We start from the raw sequence: 15,832 nt of genomic DNA on the forward strand, positions 1-15,832 counted from the left end.
ATGGCTCGGATTGCAGTGAAGGTGGTCACCTCGCCAAGAAAGACAAGGTCAGCGAAGAGGGTTTATTACAACTGCGCAGCTCTGGGCCTCAGAAGACGCATCTCAATCATCCAGCGCATTGCGCAGCAAGCGACCGATCTGCTCCAGCGGATAACCACGATACGCCAGGAAGCGTCCTTGCCGAGCGCGCTCCTTGGCGTCCTGCGGCAGCTGACCGGCGAACTTGCGCCGCCAGACCTCGCGTAGCTGCTCGGTCCAGTCCACCTCGCATTGACTCAGCGCCTGCTCGACTTCAGCACGCGGCAAACCACGCTGGTTGAGCTCTTCGCGAATTCGCGCCGGGCCACACCCGGCGCGGGCGCGACTGGCGATATAGCTTTCCAGATAACGCGCCTCATTGAGCAGTCCCTCTTCCGTCAATCGGTCGAGAGCGCTGTCGATCAGCTCAGGCGGCGCGCCACGCTGACGTAGTTTGCGGGTCAACTCGGCGCGCCCATGTTCGCGGCGCGCCAGCAAGTCCATGGCAACCCGGCGCACAGCGACAGGCGTATCCAGAACAATAGCCATAGATCAGACGATTACTGGTCGCTGGCCAGTTCCGCCTTGGCAGTAGCCTTTGCGTCGGCCTCGGCCTTGGCACCAGAGCCCGCCTTCACATTGACCGGGGCGGCCAGCAGCTTTTCACGAATGCCCTTGTCCAGCGCCTCGCGCACGTCGAGGTTGTCTTCCAGATACTTGGCGGCATTCGCCTTGCCCTGGCCGATCTTGTTGCCCTGGTAGCTGTACCAGGCACCGGATTTCTCAACCAGACCCTGCTGCACGCCAAGGTCGATGATCTCGCCGTTGCGGTAGATACCCTTGCCGTAGAGGATCTGGAACTCGGCCTGACGGAAGGGCGGAGCGACCTTGTTCTTCACGACCTTGACGCGGGTTTCGCTGCCAACCACCTCATCGCCTTCCTTGACCGCGCCGGTACGGCGAATATCCAGACGCACCGAGGCGTAGAACTTCAACGCGTTACCACCGGTGGTGGTTTCCGGGCTGCCGAACATCACGCCGATCTTCATGCGGATCTGGTTGATGAAGATCACCAGGCAGTTGGCATTCTTGATGTTGCCAGTAATCTTGCGCAGCGCCTGGGACATCAGGCGGGCCTGCAGGCCGACATGCATGTCGCCCATTTCACCTTCGATTTCCGCCTTGGGCACCAGGGCTGCCACGGAGTCGACCACAATCACGTCGATGGCGTTGGAGCGCACCAGCATGTCGGTGATTTCCAGCGCCTGCTCACCGGTGTCCGGCTGCGAGACGAGCAGGTCATCGACATTCACGCCGAGCTTGCCGGCGTATTCAGGATCCAATGCGTGCTCCGCATCGACGAAGGCACAGGTGGCGCCCATCTTCTGCGCCTCGGCAATCACCGACAGGGTCAGGGTGGTTTTACCCGAGGATTCCGGACCGTAGATTTCCACGATACGGCCCTTGGGCAGGCCGCCAATACCGAGCGCAATATCCAGGCCCAGCGAGCCGGTGGAAATGGCCGGAATGGCCTGACGGTCATGATCGCCCATGCGCATCACCGCGCCCTTGCCAAACTGCTTCTCGATCTGGCCCAGGGCCGCCGCCAAGGCGCGCTTCTTGTTCTCGTCCATTGAATTCCTCACGTATTCGACAGGGCCAGACGGCCGCAACAACTGTATAAGTAGCCAGTATTAGAGCATAGGCAAAAAGACTCGCCTACCCCTCGCCGGGATTTTCTCCGATGACCAGTCGCAACAATCCGTGCAAGGCCGCTTCTACCGACCGACGGCGCACTTCGGCGCGATCGCCGGCAAAACGATAACAGTGAGTCGTGACCTGCGCGCCATCGGCCCAGGCCAACCAGACGGTACCGACCGGCTTGTCCGGCGTGCCGCCATCCGGCCCGGCAATACCGCTCACCGCCACGGCAAATCGCGCGCCGCTGCAGCGCCCCGCGCCCAGCGCCATGGCCTCCACCACCTCGCGACTGACCGCGCCGACCGTCGCAAACAGCGCGGCCGGCACCCCCAGCTGCGCGATCTTCTGGCTATTGGAATAGGTTACATAGCCGGCTTCGAACCAGGATGAACTGCCAGGGATGCGCGTGATCGCTTCGGCAATCCCGCCCCCCGTGCACGATTCGGCGGTGGTGACCTGCGCGCCAAGGCGTTGCAGCTCAGCGCCCAGCCGATGAGCTAAATGAGTGAGTTCGTCCATGTCAGCTCCTGAGGTCTAAGTGATTTTGTCGCAAGCCGCACACGAAGCCGCAACAGACCCGGTTAAAGGCTCAAGGGGGAATACCGTACACTAGGCGGCTTTGCGATTCAGCCGGACATTGCCCACACCATGAGCCACAGCGACTTTTCAGCCCACACGCCGATGATGCAACAGTACTGGAGACTGAAGACCCAGCATCCCGACCAGATGATGTTCTACCGCATGGGGGACTTCTATGAGCTGTTCTACGAGGACGCCAAGAAGGCCGCCAAGCTGCTGGACATCACACTGACCTCACGCGGACAGTCTGCCGGGCAAGCGATCCCCATGGCCGGCATTCCCTTCCACTCCGCCGAAGGCTACCTGGCGCGCCTGGTCAAGCTGGGCGAGTCGGTGGTGATCTGCGAGCAAGTCGGCGATCCGGCCACCAGCAAAGGCCCGGTGGAACGTCAGGTGGTGCGCATCCTCACGCCGGGTACGGTCAGCGACGAAGCGTTGCTTGATGAGCGGCGCGACAACCTGTTGGCCGCCCTGCTCGGGGATGACAAGCTGTTTGGTCTGGCGGTTCTGGACATCACCAGCGGCCGCTTCAGCGTACTGGAAATCAAGGGCTGGGAACCGCTGCTGGCCGAACTGGAGCGTCTCAACCCCACTGAATTGTTGATCCCCGATGACTGGCCGCAAGGCCTGCCGGCGGAAAAGCGCCGGGGCGTACACCGCCGAGCGCCTTGGGATTTCGAATGTGATTCGGCGTTCAAGAGCCTCTGTCAGCAGTTTGCCACCCAGGACCTCAAGGGCTTCGGTTGTGAAGGCCTGACCCTGGCCATTGGCGCCGCCGGCTGTTTGCTGGCTTACGCCAAGGAAACCCAGCGCACGGCCCTGCCCCACCTGCGTGGCCTGCGTCATGAGCGTCTCGACGACACCGTCATCCTCGACGCAGCCACCCGTCGCAACCTGGAGCTGGATATCAACCTGTCAGGGGGACGAGACAATACGCTGCAGTCAGTCCTCGACCGTTGCCAGACCGCCATGGGCAGCCGCCTACTCAGTCGCTGGCTGAATCGTCCGTTGCGTGACCGCGCCGTGCTGGAAGCCCGCCAGGATGCCATTACCTGCCTGCTGGAAAATTACCGCTACGAAAACCTGCAGCCCCGCCTCAAGGAAATCGGCGACGTGGAGCGCATCCTGGCGCGTATCGGCCTGCGCAATGCCCGTCCCCGGGATCTGGCTCGCCTGCGCGATGCGTTGGCCGCACTCCCCGAACTGCAATTGGCCATGCAGGACCTGGTGGCGCCGCATCTGCTGCAGCTGGCCGACAATGTGCGCACCTACCCAGAGCTGGCTGAGCTTCTGCAAAAAGCCATTATCGACAACCCGCCAGCGGTGATTCGTGACGGTGGCGTGCTCAAGGTCGGCTATGACACCGAACTCGACGAGCTGTTGTCGCTGTCTGAAAACGCTGGCCAGTACCTGATGGATCTGGAAGCACGCGAAAAGGCTCGCACCGGTCTGCCTAACCTCAAGGTTGGCTACAACCGAGTGCACGGCTACTTTATCGAGCTGCCGAGCAAACAGGCCGAACAGGCGCCCGCCGACTATATCCGTCGACAGACGCTCAAAGGCGCCGAGCGCTTCATCACGCCCGAGCTGAAGGCCTTCGAGGATAAGGCCCTGTCGGCCAAGAGCCGCGCTCTGGCCCGTGAGAAAGTGCTCTATGAAGAGTTGCTGGAACACCTCATCGGCCAGTTGGCACCGCTGCAGGAAACTGCCGCCGCACTGGCCGAACTGGATGTGTTGAGCAACCTGGGCGAACGCGCGCTGACCCTGGACCTCAATCGCCCACGGTTTGTCGACGAGCCCTGCATGCGCATCGAGCAAGGCCGTCATCCGGTGGTCGAACAGGTCCTGGCCACACCCTTTGTCGCCAACGACCTGAACCTTGATGACAGCACTCGCATGCTGATCATCACCGGGCCGAACATGGGCGGTAAATCCACCTACATGCGCCAGACCGCGCTGATCGTGCTGCTCGCCCATGTCGGCAGCTTCGTGCCGGCGGCGCAGTGCGAACTGTCCATGGTTGACCGCATTTTTACGCGCATCGGCTCCAGCGATGACCTGGCGGGCGGGCGTTCCACCTTTATGGTGGAGATGAGCGAAACCGCCAACATCCTGCACAACGCCAGCGAGCGTAGCCTGGTGCTGATGGATGAAGTGGGACGCGGCACCAGCACCTTTGATGGCCTGTCCCTGGCCTGGGCCGCTGCGGAACACTTGGCTCAGCTGCGCGCCTGGACGCTGTTTGCCACGCATTACTTCGAACTGACCGTCTTGCCCGAGAGCGAGCCGGTGGTCGCCAACGTGCACCTCAGCGCCACTGAACATAAAGAGCGCATAGTCTTCCTGCACCATGTTCTGCCTGGGCCGGCCAGCCAGAGTTATGGGTTGGCGGTGGCGCAACTGGCCGGAGTGCCCAATCCGGTGATCGACCGCGCCCGCGAACATCTGGCACGCCTTGAGGTCACCAGCTTGCCTCATGAGACGCCACGCGCGCAGCCGGGACAATCTGTCGCACCGCTGCAAAGCGATATGTTCGCCAGTCTGCCGCATCCCGTGGTGGACGAGCTTTCACGCCTCGACCCGGATGGACTAACGCCGCGTCAAGCGCTGGATCTGCTCTATGGGTGGAAGAAACGCATCTAACGACATTGCCTGGGAGCTGCTAGAATCCCGCGCGTTTTCAAGATTGCCCGGTCATAGCCTGAGCCGCGGCGGTCCGTATTCAAGCGGGGACCCTACCCAAGACTGGGCTCCAGCCGTCGCCAGAGGAGAGTATCGACATGACCTTCGTTGTCACCGACAACTGCATCAAGTGCAAATACACCGATTGCGTGGAAGTCTGCCCGGTAGACTGCTTCTACGAAGGCCCCAATTTTCTCGTCATTCACCCCGACGAGTGCATCGACTGCGCCCTGTGCGAGCCGGAATGCCCGGCCCAGGCGATCTTCTCTGAAGATGAAGTCCCGGAAGATCAGCAGGAATTCATCGAGCTAAACGCCGACTTGGCGGACGTCTGGCCGAACATCACCGAGAAGAAAGAATCGCTGCCCGATGCCGAAGAATGGGACGGCGTGAAGGACAAGTTGCAGTACCTGGAGCGCTGATCGGCGCACGTACTGTCAAGCCCGCTTCGTGCGGGCTTTTTATTTGGTTTTTTTTACCGTGACGGGGCGGCTGTGTTTGCGCACGGTAAGTGGCTTTTAGCTTCGGCAATAAAAAACACCGTTTCCCGCACAACGGAAAACGGTGTTTTGTGAAGAACATCGAGACGACCGTGGCCGCGCTACTGGAACAGCGACTCGCTGGACAATCCGTTCTTCTCGAGTATTTCACGCAGCCGCTTGAGCGCCTCGACTTGGATTTGCCGCACACGCTCACGCGTCAATCCAATTTCCTTGCCGACTTCCTCCAATGTGCTGCTTTCATGGCCGCGCAAGCCGAAGCGCCGTATGACCACCTCGCGCTGCTTCTCGGTGAGGTCCGACAACCACAGGTCGATGCTTTGCGAAAGATCGTCGTCCTGCAGCAGTTCACAGGGGTCGGTGGGCCGGTCATCGGTGAGTGTATCGAGCAGGGTCTTGTCCGAGTCCGGCCCGAGAGAAACATCGACGGAGGTCACCCGCTCGTTCAGGCCGAGCATACGCTTTACATCGGCGACGGGCCGTTCCAGTAGGTTGGCGATCTCTTCAGGGGAAGGCTCGTGGTCGAGTTTCTGAGTCAACTCGCGCGCGGCGCGCAGATAGACGTTGAGCTCCTTGACCACGTGTATCGGCAAACGAATGGTACGGGTCTGATTCATGATCGCCCGCTCGATGGTTTGCCGAATCCACCAGGTGGCGTAGGTAGAGAATCGGAACCCGCGCTCGGGGTCGAATTTTTCCACGGCGCGGATCAGTCCGAGGTTGCCCTCCTCGATCAGATCCAGCAATGAAAGGCCGCGATTGACGTAGCGCCGGGCGATTTTAACCACCAGCCGCAAGTTGCTTTCGATCATGCGCTTACGTCCAGCCGGGTCGCCCCGCTGCGCCAAGCGCGCAAAATAGACTTCCTCTGCTGGGGTCAGCAGTGGAGAGAAACCGATTTCGTTGAGATATAACTGTGTGGCATCAAGTGCACGACTATAGTCAATGTACTTGTGCTGTCTTGCTGCTGATGATTTGGCCTTTGAACTGGCGACAGGTCTTTCGCTTTCTTCGCTCAGTGTTTCGTCGAAAACGACAGCAGGCTCCAGAAGGAGCACTTCGTCGTCGACTTCAAACTCAGGCGCTTCTTTGTTGAGTGCCATTGTTATTGTCCCTTACTGAGTTCGACAACAGCTCAGGCACACGCATTCCTTGTGTACCAGAGCCCATCCGCAATGCGGGATGGGCGGCAAATCTTAGCGACGCGGCAAATATTGTTGGGGATCGACAGGTTTACCCTGGCGGCGAATCTCGAAGTGGAGCTTCACCCGGTCCGTCCCTGTTGATCCCATCTCAGCAATGGTCTGCCCGGCCTTGACCTGCTGTCCTTCCCGCACCAACAGTCTACGATTGTGCCCGTAGGCGCTCACATAGACGTCGTCATGCTTGATGATCAACAACTCGCCGTAGCCCCGCAAACCACTCCCGGCGTACACCACTAGACCATCAGACGCTGCTAAAACAGGCTGTCCTAATTGCCCAGCGATATCAATTCCTTTATTCAAACTCGCGTTTGAAGCAAACCGCCCAATCAGTTCACCAGCCGACGGCCAGACCCATCCAGCAGATGAACGGGCGGCTGATGTCGACGACAAGGCCGGTTGAGGGGTTGGCGTGGCAACCGCAGCAGGTGTGGGTTTTACAGAGGACGGACTGGCTGGCTTGGGAACTATAGGCTGCGCTGAAGCGGTGGTAGCCCGTTTGCTTACAGGCTTTGCAACCGTTTGTCGGATCGCCGATTGGCTGCCCTTGCTCGCACCCGAAAAGCGAATGGTCTGCCCAGGATAGATCACATAAGGTGGCGGAATGCGATTATGTTGCGCCAGGGCTTTCCAGTCCCAACCGAAGCGAAACGCGATCGAATAGAGCGTTTCGCCTGACTGCACCCGATGCTGGCCTCGCCGAAGTGGCTCGCGCAGATAGGCACTCTGATTGCGATCAATGACCGGCACCCCACCAGGAGGAGGCGATGCACAGCCAGCGAGCTGCAGGCCAGCAATGACCAATGCCAAGCCAGCCAGCTTGCTAACGTTTCGCGCGCTCCCAGAGGGATTCAAACGGTCACTCTCCTGGCCTCATGCGAGGCACTTCAATAGGGGCGTTCACTGCTCAGCTGCCGCCACGGATTGCTGCCTGGCCAGACGCTCGATACCCAGGACCATTCCCACAGCCAGCACAGCCAGCACAAGCGCCAATATCACCTGAGGATCCTGACCACTGACTTGTGCATACCCAGCCGGCATAAGGTTCTCCTGCAGTAACGGATAGGACTCACCGCGGCTGTTGGTCTGCCAAGTCAGGGTGTGCTTCCACGGCCAGACTTTGCCCAGCGAACCGAGCATGATGCCCGTCAGCGTAGCCAGGGTAAGGTCACGCACATGCGCCAGCATCCAGCTCAGCAGCCGGGAAAAGCTCAGCAAGCCCAACAAGCAGCCGGCACTGAATACCGCAAGGATAGCGATATCCAGGTTTTTCACCGCGCCCAGCACTACCGGGTACAAGCCAAGCAGTACCAGAATGAAGCTGCCGGAGATCCCCGGAAGGATCATCGCACTGATGGCAATCGCGCCGGCAAAGAACAGCGTCAGCGGATCTGCCGCCAGTTGCAACGGTGCCGCTAGGGTAATCCACACCGCCAGCGCCAGGCCCACGACAAAGCCCAACATGCGGTTCCAGCTCCACGAGACCACTTCGCGCCCCACCAGGTGGACCGATACCAGCACCAGGCCAAAGAAGAACGCCCACAACGGTACCGGATGGGTATCCATCAGATAGCTGATGGCTTTGGCCAGTGTGAATACGCTGGTCAGAACGCCAAGCATCACCACCAGCAAGAACGTAGCGTTACACGCCTGCCAGGCACCCTTGATTCGCCCCCGTACAAACAGGGCTAACGCGGCGGGAATCGCGGCCAGCGAGGCCAGCAACTTGTCGTAGATGCCGGTGATCAACGCGACAGTGCCACCGGAAAAACCGGGCACCACATCAACGGCGCCCATGGCCATGCCCTTGATGTACAGCAGAATGGTTTTCTTCATGATCTTCCGTGGCGAGAGTCAGGCCAGCGGCCCGTTGAGCAAGGGGACGAAACGCACAGCATCCAGTACGTGGCGGGAAAAACCATGCTCCTCGCGCACGATCAATAACAACTGCTGCTCAACGCCGCTACCCACCGGAATCACCAGACGTCCACCCGGCGCCAACTGATCGAGCAACGCCTGCGGGACGGTACTGGCTGCAGCCGTGACAATGATGCCATTGTAGGGCGCCAGCGCAGGCCAGCCCTCCCAGCCATCGCCCCAGCGAAACACCACGTTACGCAACTCCAGTTCGAGCAGGCGCTCCTTGGCACGGTCCTGCAGCCCCTGGATACGTTCGACCGAGAACACGCGTTCGACCAGCTGGGCCAGCACAGCCGTCTGATAACCGGAACCGGTGCCGATTTCCAGCACCTTGTCCAGAGGACCAGCAGCCAACAACAGCTCGGTCATGCGTCCGACCATGTAGGGTTGCGAGATGGTCTGATTGTGGCCGATGGGCAGCGCCGTATCTTCATAGGCACGATGCGCCAGCGCCTCGTCAACAAACAGATGGCGCGGCGTGCGACGAATGACTTCCAGAACGTGGGCGTTGGACAACCCTTCCTCGTAGAGGCGCTGAATCAAACGCTCACGGGTACGTTGCGACGTCATGCCGATGCCGCGGCGCGCCAGGCCATCGTGCTCGCGGTTGATCACAGCAAGTCCTCCAGCCAGGTGTCGAGACCACGGAAGGCCTCATGAAACGTCCTATCCAGCTGCAACGGGGTCACCGACACATACCCTTGCATCACCGCATGGAAGTCTGTGCCCGGTCCGCCGTCTTCGGCGTCGCCCGCCACGGAAATCCAGTAGCCTTCCTTGCCGCGTGGATTCACCACCTTGACCGGCGGCTTGGCCTGCGCCCGATGCCCGAGCCGAGTCAGGCGAATACCCCGGATACGCTCCAGTGGCAGATTGGGAATATTCACACTCAGCACCGTGCGTGGCGGCAGGTCCAGGCGCTCATGGTTGGCAATCAGCGTTCGCGCGATGTGCGCTGCGCAAGGCAAATTGTCCGGCAGTCGCGACACCAGCGAGAAGGCAAACGGTGGCAAACCGGTGGAGCGCCCTTCAATAGCCGCAGCGACCGTACCGGAGTACAGCACATCGTCGCCGAGGTTGGCGCCCAGGTTAATCCCGGAAACCACCATGTCGGGCCGCACGTCGAGCAAGCCGTTGAGAGCCAGATGGACGCAATCAGCGGGCGTCCCGTCAACCCCGATGAAACCATTGGGCATCCAGTGCGGATGCAGCGGCCGGTCCAGGGTCAGCGAGCTGCTCGCACCACTCATATCTTGCATGGGTGCAACCACCACGCACTCGGCATAATCGGCCAGCGCATCGTGCAGCGCGGCAAGTCCGGGCGCATGCACCCCGTCATCATTGGCAATCAGAATACGCATGAAGAATCCATCGGTCCCGCGGGCAACAGATCTAGCAGTTCACGCACCACAACGGTGGCGAAACATCCGGCCGGCAGGACGAAGTGCAGTTGCAGAATGTCAGACGCGGGATAATGCCATGTCAGGTCGCCAATGGGGAGGCGCAGGATTCGCCGCTCATGGTTCATGCCCGCCTTCTGCAGCCAGGCACACAGCTCTTCCTCGCTCGCTGCGACGGCCTGCTCCAGCGCCAGGCTCGACCCGCTGCTTTCCGGCTTGCCTTCGCCCCACAGCGGTCCGGTGGGATGCAGATCGAGAATGGCCAGGCGCGGATCCTGACATTCAGCTTCTCCCGCCGGAAAGAAACTGCGGCTGTCGGTGAAGGCCAGCAGATCGCCGATCTGGGCACGATCCCAGGTGCCTTCGTCCACCCGGCGTGCCAGCACTCGGTTGAATACATAACTGCGTGCCGAGGAGAGCAACCGTGAGCGCAGGTTGCGCTGCACGGGCAATTCCTGACGCGCAGCAAAATCCCGCGCCTGCAGGACGTTGCCGCCGTCAAACCCGAAGCGCTGCAGGCCAAAGTAGTTCGGCACACCTTCGGCCTTGATGCGCTGCAAGCGGGCATCCAGCTCAGCGTGATCGGCCCGCAGGTGCGTCAGGCGCAGCGTGAAGCCATTGGCCGCATGGGCGCCGCGCTGCAGCTTGCGACTGTGGCGAACCTGTTTGAGCAGATGCAACGTTTCGTCTTCGGCGGCGCTCAGATCAGGGTCGGTCTTGCCGGGCAAATGCAAGCTAAACCATTGCCGAGTCAGCGCCTGACGATCCTTCAGGCCGGCGTAGCTGACCAGCTTGAGTGGCACGCCTGCGGCGCGGGCAATTCTCCGCGCGGCTTCTTCGGTGTTCAGGTTGCGCTTTTCAACCCACAACCAGAGATGCTCGCCAGCGCCGCTGAGCGGGATATCAAGCACCTCATCAACCTGGAAATCCTCGGCGGTTTCCTTGAGCACGGCCTGGCCGCAGGATTCCCCGTAGGCGCGTGGCCCGAGCAACTCCAGTTCGTTCATTGCGCCAGCAACAGGGCTACGGCATGTACGGCGATCCCCTCCTCGCGCCCGACGAAGCCGAGCTTCTCGGTGGTGGTGGCCTTGACGTTGACCTGATCGAGCTCGACCTGCAGGTCTTCGGCGATCAGCGCACGCATGGCTTCGATATGCGGCGCCAGTTTCGGTGCCTGGGCAACGATGGTGGCGTCGACATTGCCGACCCGCCAACCTTTGGCCTGCACCTGCTTGAGCACATGACGCAGCAGCACGCGGCTGTCGGCGCCCTTGTAGGCTGGGTCGGTGTCCGGAAAATGCTTGCCGATATCGCCCAGCGCCGCGGCGCCCAACAGCGCATCGCTCAGCGCATGCAGCACCACGTCGCCGTCGGAATGGGCGAGCAGCCCGTACTTATGGGGAATTCGCAGACCACCGAGGGTGATGAAATCACCTTCGCCAAAGCGATGTACGTCGTAGCCGTGACCGATACGCATAATGGAAAACCCTGCAAAAGACAGGGCGTGATTCTAACCGAAAGCGGGCCTGGGCGCCGGTTGGGCGCGCGTTGCAAAGACGCGCGTGCCAGGCCCATAGGCATTCAAGCGTAGGAGCGCGCTCGATCGCGATTCCACACACACCACGGTATCGTCTGCCTCGCGGGCGAGTCCGCTCCTACGACAGCCTTAAACTAAACCAGCTTTTCCGCGTGGTAACGCAGGTGATCGTCAATAAAACTGGCGATGAAGTAATAGCTGTGGTCATAACCAGGCTGCAGACGCAGGGTCAGTTCATGCCCGGCCGCTTCGGCAGCGGCGCGCAGCACCTCCGGCTTGAGTTGGACTTCCAGGAAATCATCACGGTCGCCCTGATCCACCAGCATCGCCAATTTCTCGTTGGCTCGCGTGAGCAGCGCGCAGGTATCCCAGTCTTGCCATACGGAACGATCGTCGCCCAGATAGTTAGAGAAGGCCTTTTCACCCCAGGGGCAGTTGGACGGGTTGGCGATTGGTGCAAAGGCCGACACCGATTGGTAACGTCCTGGGTTCTTCAGCGCGCAGACCAATGCCCCATGGCCGCCCATGGAATGGCCGCTGATTCCGCGTTTGTCCGAGGCCGGGAAATTCGCCTCGATCAGCGTGGGCAGCTCGTGCACCACGTAGTCATACATACGGTAGTGCCGGGCCCAGGGTTGCTGGGTGGCATTCACGTAGAAACCGGCGCCTAGACCGAAATCCCAAGCGCCTTCGGGATCGTCCGGCACCTCGGCCCCGCGCGGGCTGGTGTCCGGCGCAACAATGATCAACCCCAGTTCGGCGGCCAGCTTGTGGGCGCCGGCCTTCTGCATGAAGTTCTCATCCGAACAGGTAAGACCGCTCAGCCAGTACAGTACCGGCAGCTTGGCGCCCTGCTCCGCCTGCGGCGGCAGGTAGACGGCAAATACCATGTCGCAGTTCAGGCTGCTGGAGCGGTGGCGGTAACGTTTGTGCCAGCCACCGAAGCTCTTGTTGCAGGAAATGTTTTCAAGGGTCATGGGTATGCCTCTCGTAGGGTGGAAAACCGCGAAGCGTTTTCCACCACTCCCAGGTGGATAAGCCGTCTGGCGACGGCGTTATCCACCCTACGGATCAGAAATGGATGACGGTGCGGATGCTCTTGCCTTCGTGCATCAGATCAAACGCCTTGTTGATCTCTTCAAGACCCATGGTGTGAGTGATGAAGGTATCCAGCGGGATCTCGCCGGTCCGGGACTTCTCCACGTAGCTGGGCAGCTCAGTGCGGCCTTTGACGCCACCGAACGCCGAACCGCGCCACACGCGCCCGGTCACCAGCTGGAACGGCCGGGTGCTGATTTCCGCGCCGGCAGGTGCCACGCCGATGATGGTCGACTCGCCCCAACCCTTATGCGCGCATTCCAAGGCGGCACGCATCAGATCCACGTTGCCCACGCACTCGAAACTGTGATCCACGCCGCCGTCAGTCATTTCCACGATCACGTCCTGGATCGGCTTGGCATGATCCTTCGGGTTGACGAAATCGGTGGCGCCCAGCTCGCGGGCCACATCGAACTTGGCCGGATTGATGTCGATGGCGATGATGCGGCTGGCCTTGGCCATCTTCGCGCCGATGATTGCCGCCAGACCAATACCGCCCAGACCGAAGATCGCCACGGTGGCGCCCTCTTCCACCTTGGCGGTGTTGAGGACCGCGCCGATGCCAGTGGTCACGCCACAACCGAGCAGGCACACCTTCTCCAGCGGTGCCTCCTGGGGAATCTTGGCCAGCGACACCTCCGGCAAAACGGTGTACTCGGAGAAGGTCGAGCAGCCCATGTAGTGGTAGACCGGCTCGCCGTTGTAGGAGAAGCGCGTGGTACCGTCCGGCATCAGACCCTTGCCCTGGGTGGCACGTACCGCGCTGCACAAGTTGGTTTTGCCGGACTTGCAGAATTTGCACTCGCCGCACTCGGCGGTGTACAGCGGAATGACATGATCGCCCACGGCCAGCGAGGTGACCCCTTCACCCACCGCCTCGACAATGCCGCCGCCCTCGTGCCCCAGGATGCAGGGGAACACGCCTTCGGAATCCTGCCCGGACAGCGTGTAGGCGTCGGTGTGGCACACGCCGGTGGCGACGATGCGCACCAGCACTTCACCGGCTTTCGGCGGGGCGACATCGACTTCGACGATCTGCAGCGGCTGGTTCGGCCCGAAGGCAACGGCGGCACGGGATTTGATGGTCATGGACACGTCTCGTAGTGAGGGATGGAAAGAGTCCAAGTGTAATTCACAGCGAATCAGGGATAATCTGCAATCCAGGAATACATTATTGCCATACAGGGATTATCCATGAAGGAAGCTTGCTCGTGAGCCGCTGGGATGGCTTGGATGAATTCGTCGCGGTTGCAGAATGCGGGAGTTTCTTACGCGCAGCCGAGCGGTTGCGCCTGTCATCCTCACAGGTCAGCCGCCAGGTTGCGCGCCTGGAAGAACGCCTGCAGACCCGGCTGCTCTACCGCACGACGCGGCGGGTTTCGCTGACCGAAGCCGGGCAGACTTTTTTGAGCCGTTGCCAGCGGCTGATCGAGGAACGCGATGAGGCGATCAATGCCCTCGGCGAATTGCAAAGCGTGCCCAGCGGATTACTGCGCATGACGTGCGCGGTGACCTATGGCGAGCGCTTTATCGTGCCGTTGGTTAACCAGTTCATGGCGCAGCATCCCAAACTGCGGGTGGAAATCGAACTGACCAACCGCACTCTCGATCTGGTGCAGGAAGGCTTCGATCTGGCCATTCGCCTGGGCCGACTGAACGACTCCAGCCTGGTCGCCACGCGACTCGCTCCGCGTGCCATGTACCTGTGCGCCGCGCCGGCTTACCTGGAACGCTATGGCCGGCCGCACAGTCTGTCGGAGTTGACCCGGCACAATTGCCTGGTGGGTACCGGCGACACCTGGCTGTTCGAGCAGGACGGTCGCGAGCATCCCTTCAAGCCGCAGGGCAATTGGCGTTGCAACAGTGGCGAGGCGGTGCTGGACGCCGCCCTGCGCGGCTTCGGCCTGTGTCAGTTGCCGGACTACTACGTGCGTGCACCTTTGCGGCGGGGCGAACTGGTCTCGTTACTGGAAGCCAACCAGCCACCCCACAGCGCGGTTTGGGCGGTGTACCCGCAGAGACGCCTGCTGTCAGCCAAAGTGCGCCTGTTGATTGACGTACTGAAAAGCGGGCTGAGGCAGGATGCCGAGCGCTCGCCTGAAGGCATTCTCACTGCTTCCAGCGCTGCGCCAGCCACTGCAGATCTTCCGGGCGGGTAATCTTGAGGTTGTCGGCACGCCCCTCGATCAGGCGTGGCGCCTGCCCGGCCCACTCCATCGCCGAGGCCTCGTCGGTGACCGCCACGCCGGCGACCTGTGCATCGGCCAGTGCATGCTGCAAGGCACCGAGGCGAAACATCTGCGGGGTATAGGCTTGCCAGACCACGGAACGGTCGATGGTCTCGCGAACTCGTCCATCCTCGCCGGCCCGCTTCAAGGTGTCGCGCGCCGGTACGGCGAGCAAACCGCCCACCGGATCGTTGGCCAGCGCGCCGAGCAGATTGTCCAGATCGGCGCGTGCCAGGTTGGGTCGCGCGGCATCATGGACCAGCACCCAGTCATCGGCTTGCGCGCCCAGCTCTTCCAGACGCAGCAAGGCATTGAACACCGAATCAACGCGTTCGGCACCGCCGTTGGCGCGCTGAATGCGTGGGTCCTGGGCACAAGGTAGCTGGGGCCAGTAGGGATCGTCCGCCGCCAGGCTGAGCACCAGCCCCAACAAGTGCGGATGATCGAGAAAGCATTCCAGGGTGTGCTCGAGAATGCTCCGCCCGGCCAGCGTCAGATACTGCTTGGGCCGATCGGCCCGCATGCGACTGCCGACACCGGCAGCCGGAATCACGGCCCAGAAGGCCGGCAACTTCAAATCAGTCATTCTGTGAGCTGAAAAAGGGTTTCGCCCTCTTTCACCATGCCAAGTTCGTGTCGGGCCCGCTCTTCAACGGTTTCCAGGCCTCGTTTGAGTTCCAGCACTTCAGCTTCGAGAATGCGATTGCGTTCCAGCAAGCGCTCATTCTCGTTTTGCTGGGTCGCGATCTGCTGGTTTAACTCATTGATTTCCGCAAAGCCGCCATCCCCCATCCACAGACGATATTGCAACGCGCCGAGCATCAGCACTAGCAGGGCAAACAACCAGAACGGTGGTTTCGACATAACGGGTCCAGGATCGCGGGGTACCGGAAGTACAGCACCAGCGGCTGCAAGTGGAACGGGGCTAACTTAGCCTTTGCGCACGGCAAAAGACCAGTCCCCGTTG

Annotated in this window: 17 protein-coding genes; 3 read left to right on the forward strand and 14 right to left on the reverse strand. The window is 61.1% G+C overall.

Annotation, left to right across the window (positions count from 1 at the left end; all coding sequences use genetic code 11):
• Positions 1 to 102: 102 nt before the first annotated feature.
• The 3 genes from recX to H9642_RS14405 all read right to left on the reverse strand — a co-directional run bounded on the left by recX (position 103) and on the right by H9642_RS14405 (position 2,238).
• Positions 103 to 567 carry a recombination regulator RecX gene (gene recX, locus H9642_RS14395; RefSeq protein WP_251837148.1) on the reverse strand — a complete coding sequence of 155 codons (465 nt, stop codon included), beginning with the start codon at positions 565 to 567 and terminating at the stop codon, positions 103 to 105.
• Positions 568 to 578: 11 nt separating this feature from the next.
• Positions 579 to 1,652 carry a recombinase RecA gene (gene recA, locus H9642_RS14400; RefSeq protein ID WP_251837149.1) on the reverse strand — a complete coding sequence of 358 codons (1,074 nt, stop codon included), beginning with the start codon at positions 1,650 to 1,652 and terminating at the stop codon, positions 579 to 581.
• A gap of 85 nt (positions 1,653 to 1,737) precedes the next feature.
• Entirely contained in the window at positions 1,738 to 2,238 is a 501-nt protein-coding gene (locus tag H9642_RS14405) for a CinA family protein (protein WP_251837150.1), read from the reverse strand.
• Positions 2,239 to 2,367: 129 nt separating this feature from the next.
• On the opposite strand from H9642_RS14405, the gene mutS reads away from it, so the two are divergent.
• Together mutS and fdxA are read left to right on the forward strand one after the other, a co-directional pair.
• Positions 2,368 to 4,941, forward strand: coding sequence for a DNA mismatch repair protein MutS (gene mutS, locus H9642_RS14410; RefSeq protein ID WP_251837151.1), 2,574 nt, complete (start codon positions 2,368 to 2,370; stop codon positions 4,939 to 4,941).
• A gap of 137 nt (positions 4,942 to 5,078) precedes the next feature.
• Positions 5,079 to 5,402, forward strand: coding sequence for a ferredoxin FdxA (gene fdxA, locus H9642_RS14415; RefSeq protein WP_251837152.1), 324 nt, complete (start codon positions 5,079 to 5,081; stop codon positions 5,400 to 5,402).
• A 179-nt stretch (positions 5,403 to 5,581) separates the two neighbouring features.
• Here fdxA and rpoS read toward each other — a convergent pair whose 3' ends face one another.
• The 9 genes from rpoS to H9642_RS14460 all read right to left on the reverse strand — a co-directional run bounded on the left by rpoS (position 5,582) and on the right by H9642_RS14460 (position 13,726).
• A complete protein-coding gene (gene rpoS, locus H9642_RS14420) occupies positions 5,582 to 6,583 on the reverse strand; it encodes an RNA polymerase sigma factor RpoS (protein ID WP_251837153.1) in 1,002 nt (333 codons plus the stop codon).
• A gap of 93 nt (positions 6,584 to 6,676) precedes the next feature.
• Positions 6,677 to 7,492, reverse strand: a complete 816-nt coding sequence (locus H9642_RS14425) for a peptidoglycan DD-metalloendopeptidase family protein (protein WP_433962709.1) — start codon at positions 7,490 to 7,492, stop codon at positions 6,677 to 6,679.
• 90 nt (positions 7,493 to 7,582) lie between these two features.
• Positions 7,583 to 8,518, reverse strand: coding sequence for a polyprenyl-phosphate transporter (locus tag H9642_RS14430; protein ID WP_251837154.1), 936 nt, complete (start codon positions 8,516 to 8,518; stop codon positions 7,583 to 7,585).
• Positions 8,519 to 8,536: 18 nt separating this feature from the next.
• Entirely contained in the window at positions 8,537 to 9,172 is a 636-nt protein-coding gene (locus H9642_RS14435) for a protein-L-isoaspartate(D-aspartate) O-methyltransferase (protein WP_251837189.1), read from the reverse strand.
• A 41-nt stretch (positions 9,173 to 9,213) separates the two neighbouring features.
• Positions 9,214 to 9,963 (reverse strand): 5'/3'-nucleotidase SurE, encoded by a 750-nt coding sequence (surE, locus tag H9642_RS14440; protein ID WP_251837155.1) that lies wholly within the window; start codon positions 9,961 to 9,963, stop codon positions 9,214 to 9,216.
• Positions 9,951 to 11,009, reverse strand: coding sequence for a tRNA pseudouridine(13) synthase TruD (gene truD, locus H9642_RS14445; RefSeq protein ID WP_251837156.1), 1,059 nt, complete (start codon positions 11,007 to 11,009; stop codon positions 9,951 to 9,953). Before truD ends, surE begins: the two co-directional genes overlap by 13 nt.
• A complete protein-coding gene (gene ispF, locus H9642_RS14450; RefSeq protein WP_251837157.1) occupies positions 11,006 to 11,479 on the reverse strand; it encodes a 2-C-methyl-D-erythritol 2,4-cyclodiphosphate synthase in 474 nt (157 codons plus the stop codon). The genes truD and ispF overlap by 4 nt, the downstream gene beginning before the upstream one ends.
• Positions 11,480 to 11,673: 194 nt before the next feature.
• Positions 11,674 to 12,516, reverse strand: coding sequence for an S-formylglutathione hydrolase (gene fghA / locus H9642_RS14455; RefSeq protein WP_286010348.1), 843 nt, complete (start codon positions 12,514 to 12,516; stop codon positions 11,674 to 11,676).
• A 94-nt stretch (positions 12,517 to 12,610) separates the two neighbouring features.
• The gene (locus H9642_RS14460) at positions 12,611 to 13,726 is read right to left on the reverse strand and encodes an S-(hydroxymethyl)glutathione dehydrogenase/class III alcohol dehydrogenase (RefSeq protein WP_251837158.1); all 1,116 of its coding nucleotides are present in this window, start codon (positions 13,724 to 13,726) and stop codon (positions 12,611 to 12,613) included.
• Between the two features lie 122 nt (positions 13,727 to 13,848).
• Here H9642_RS14460 and H9642_RS14465 point away from each other — a divergent pair, with 122 nt between their 5' ends.
• Entirely contained in the window at positions 13,849 to 14,796 is a 948-nt protein-coding gene (locus H9642_RS14465) for a LysR substrate-binding domain-containing protein (protein WP_251837159.1), read from the forward strand.
• Here the strand turns inward: H9642_RS14465 and ispD are convergent.
• Entirely contained in the window at positions 14,747 to 15,451 is a 705-nt protein-coding gene (ispD, locus tag H9642_RS14470; RefSeq protein ID WP_251837160.1) for a 2-C-methyl-D-erythritol 4-phosphate cytidylyltransferase, read from the reverse strand. The genes H9642_RS14465 and ispD overlap by 50 nt on opposite strands.
• On the reverse strand, positions 15,448 to 15,729 hold the full coding sequence (gene ftsB / locus H9642_RS14475) for a cell division protein FtsB (protein ID WP_251837161.1): 282 nt from the start codon (positions 15,727 to 15,729) through the stop codon (positions 15,448 to 15,450). Before ftsB ends, ispD begins: the two co-directional genes overlap by 4 nt.
• Positions 15,730 to 15,832 lie beyond the last annotated feature (103 nt).

It is taken from the genome of Serpens gallinarum (assembly GCF_014836765.1).
Taxonomy (GTDB): domain Bacteria; phylum Pseudomonadota; class Gammaproteobacteria; order Pseudomonadales; family Pseudomonadaceae; genus Serpens; species Serpens gallinarum.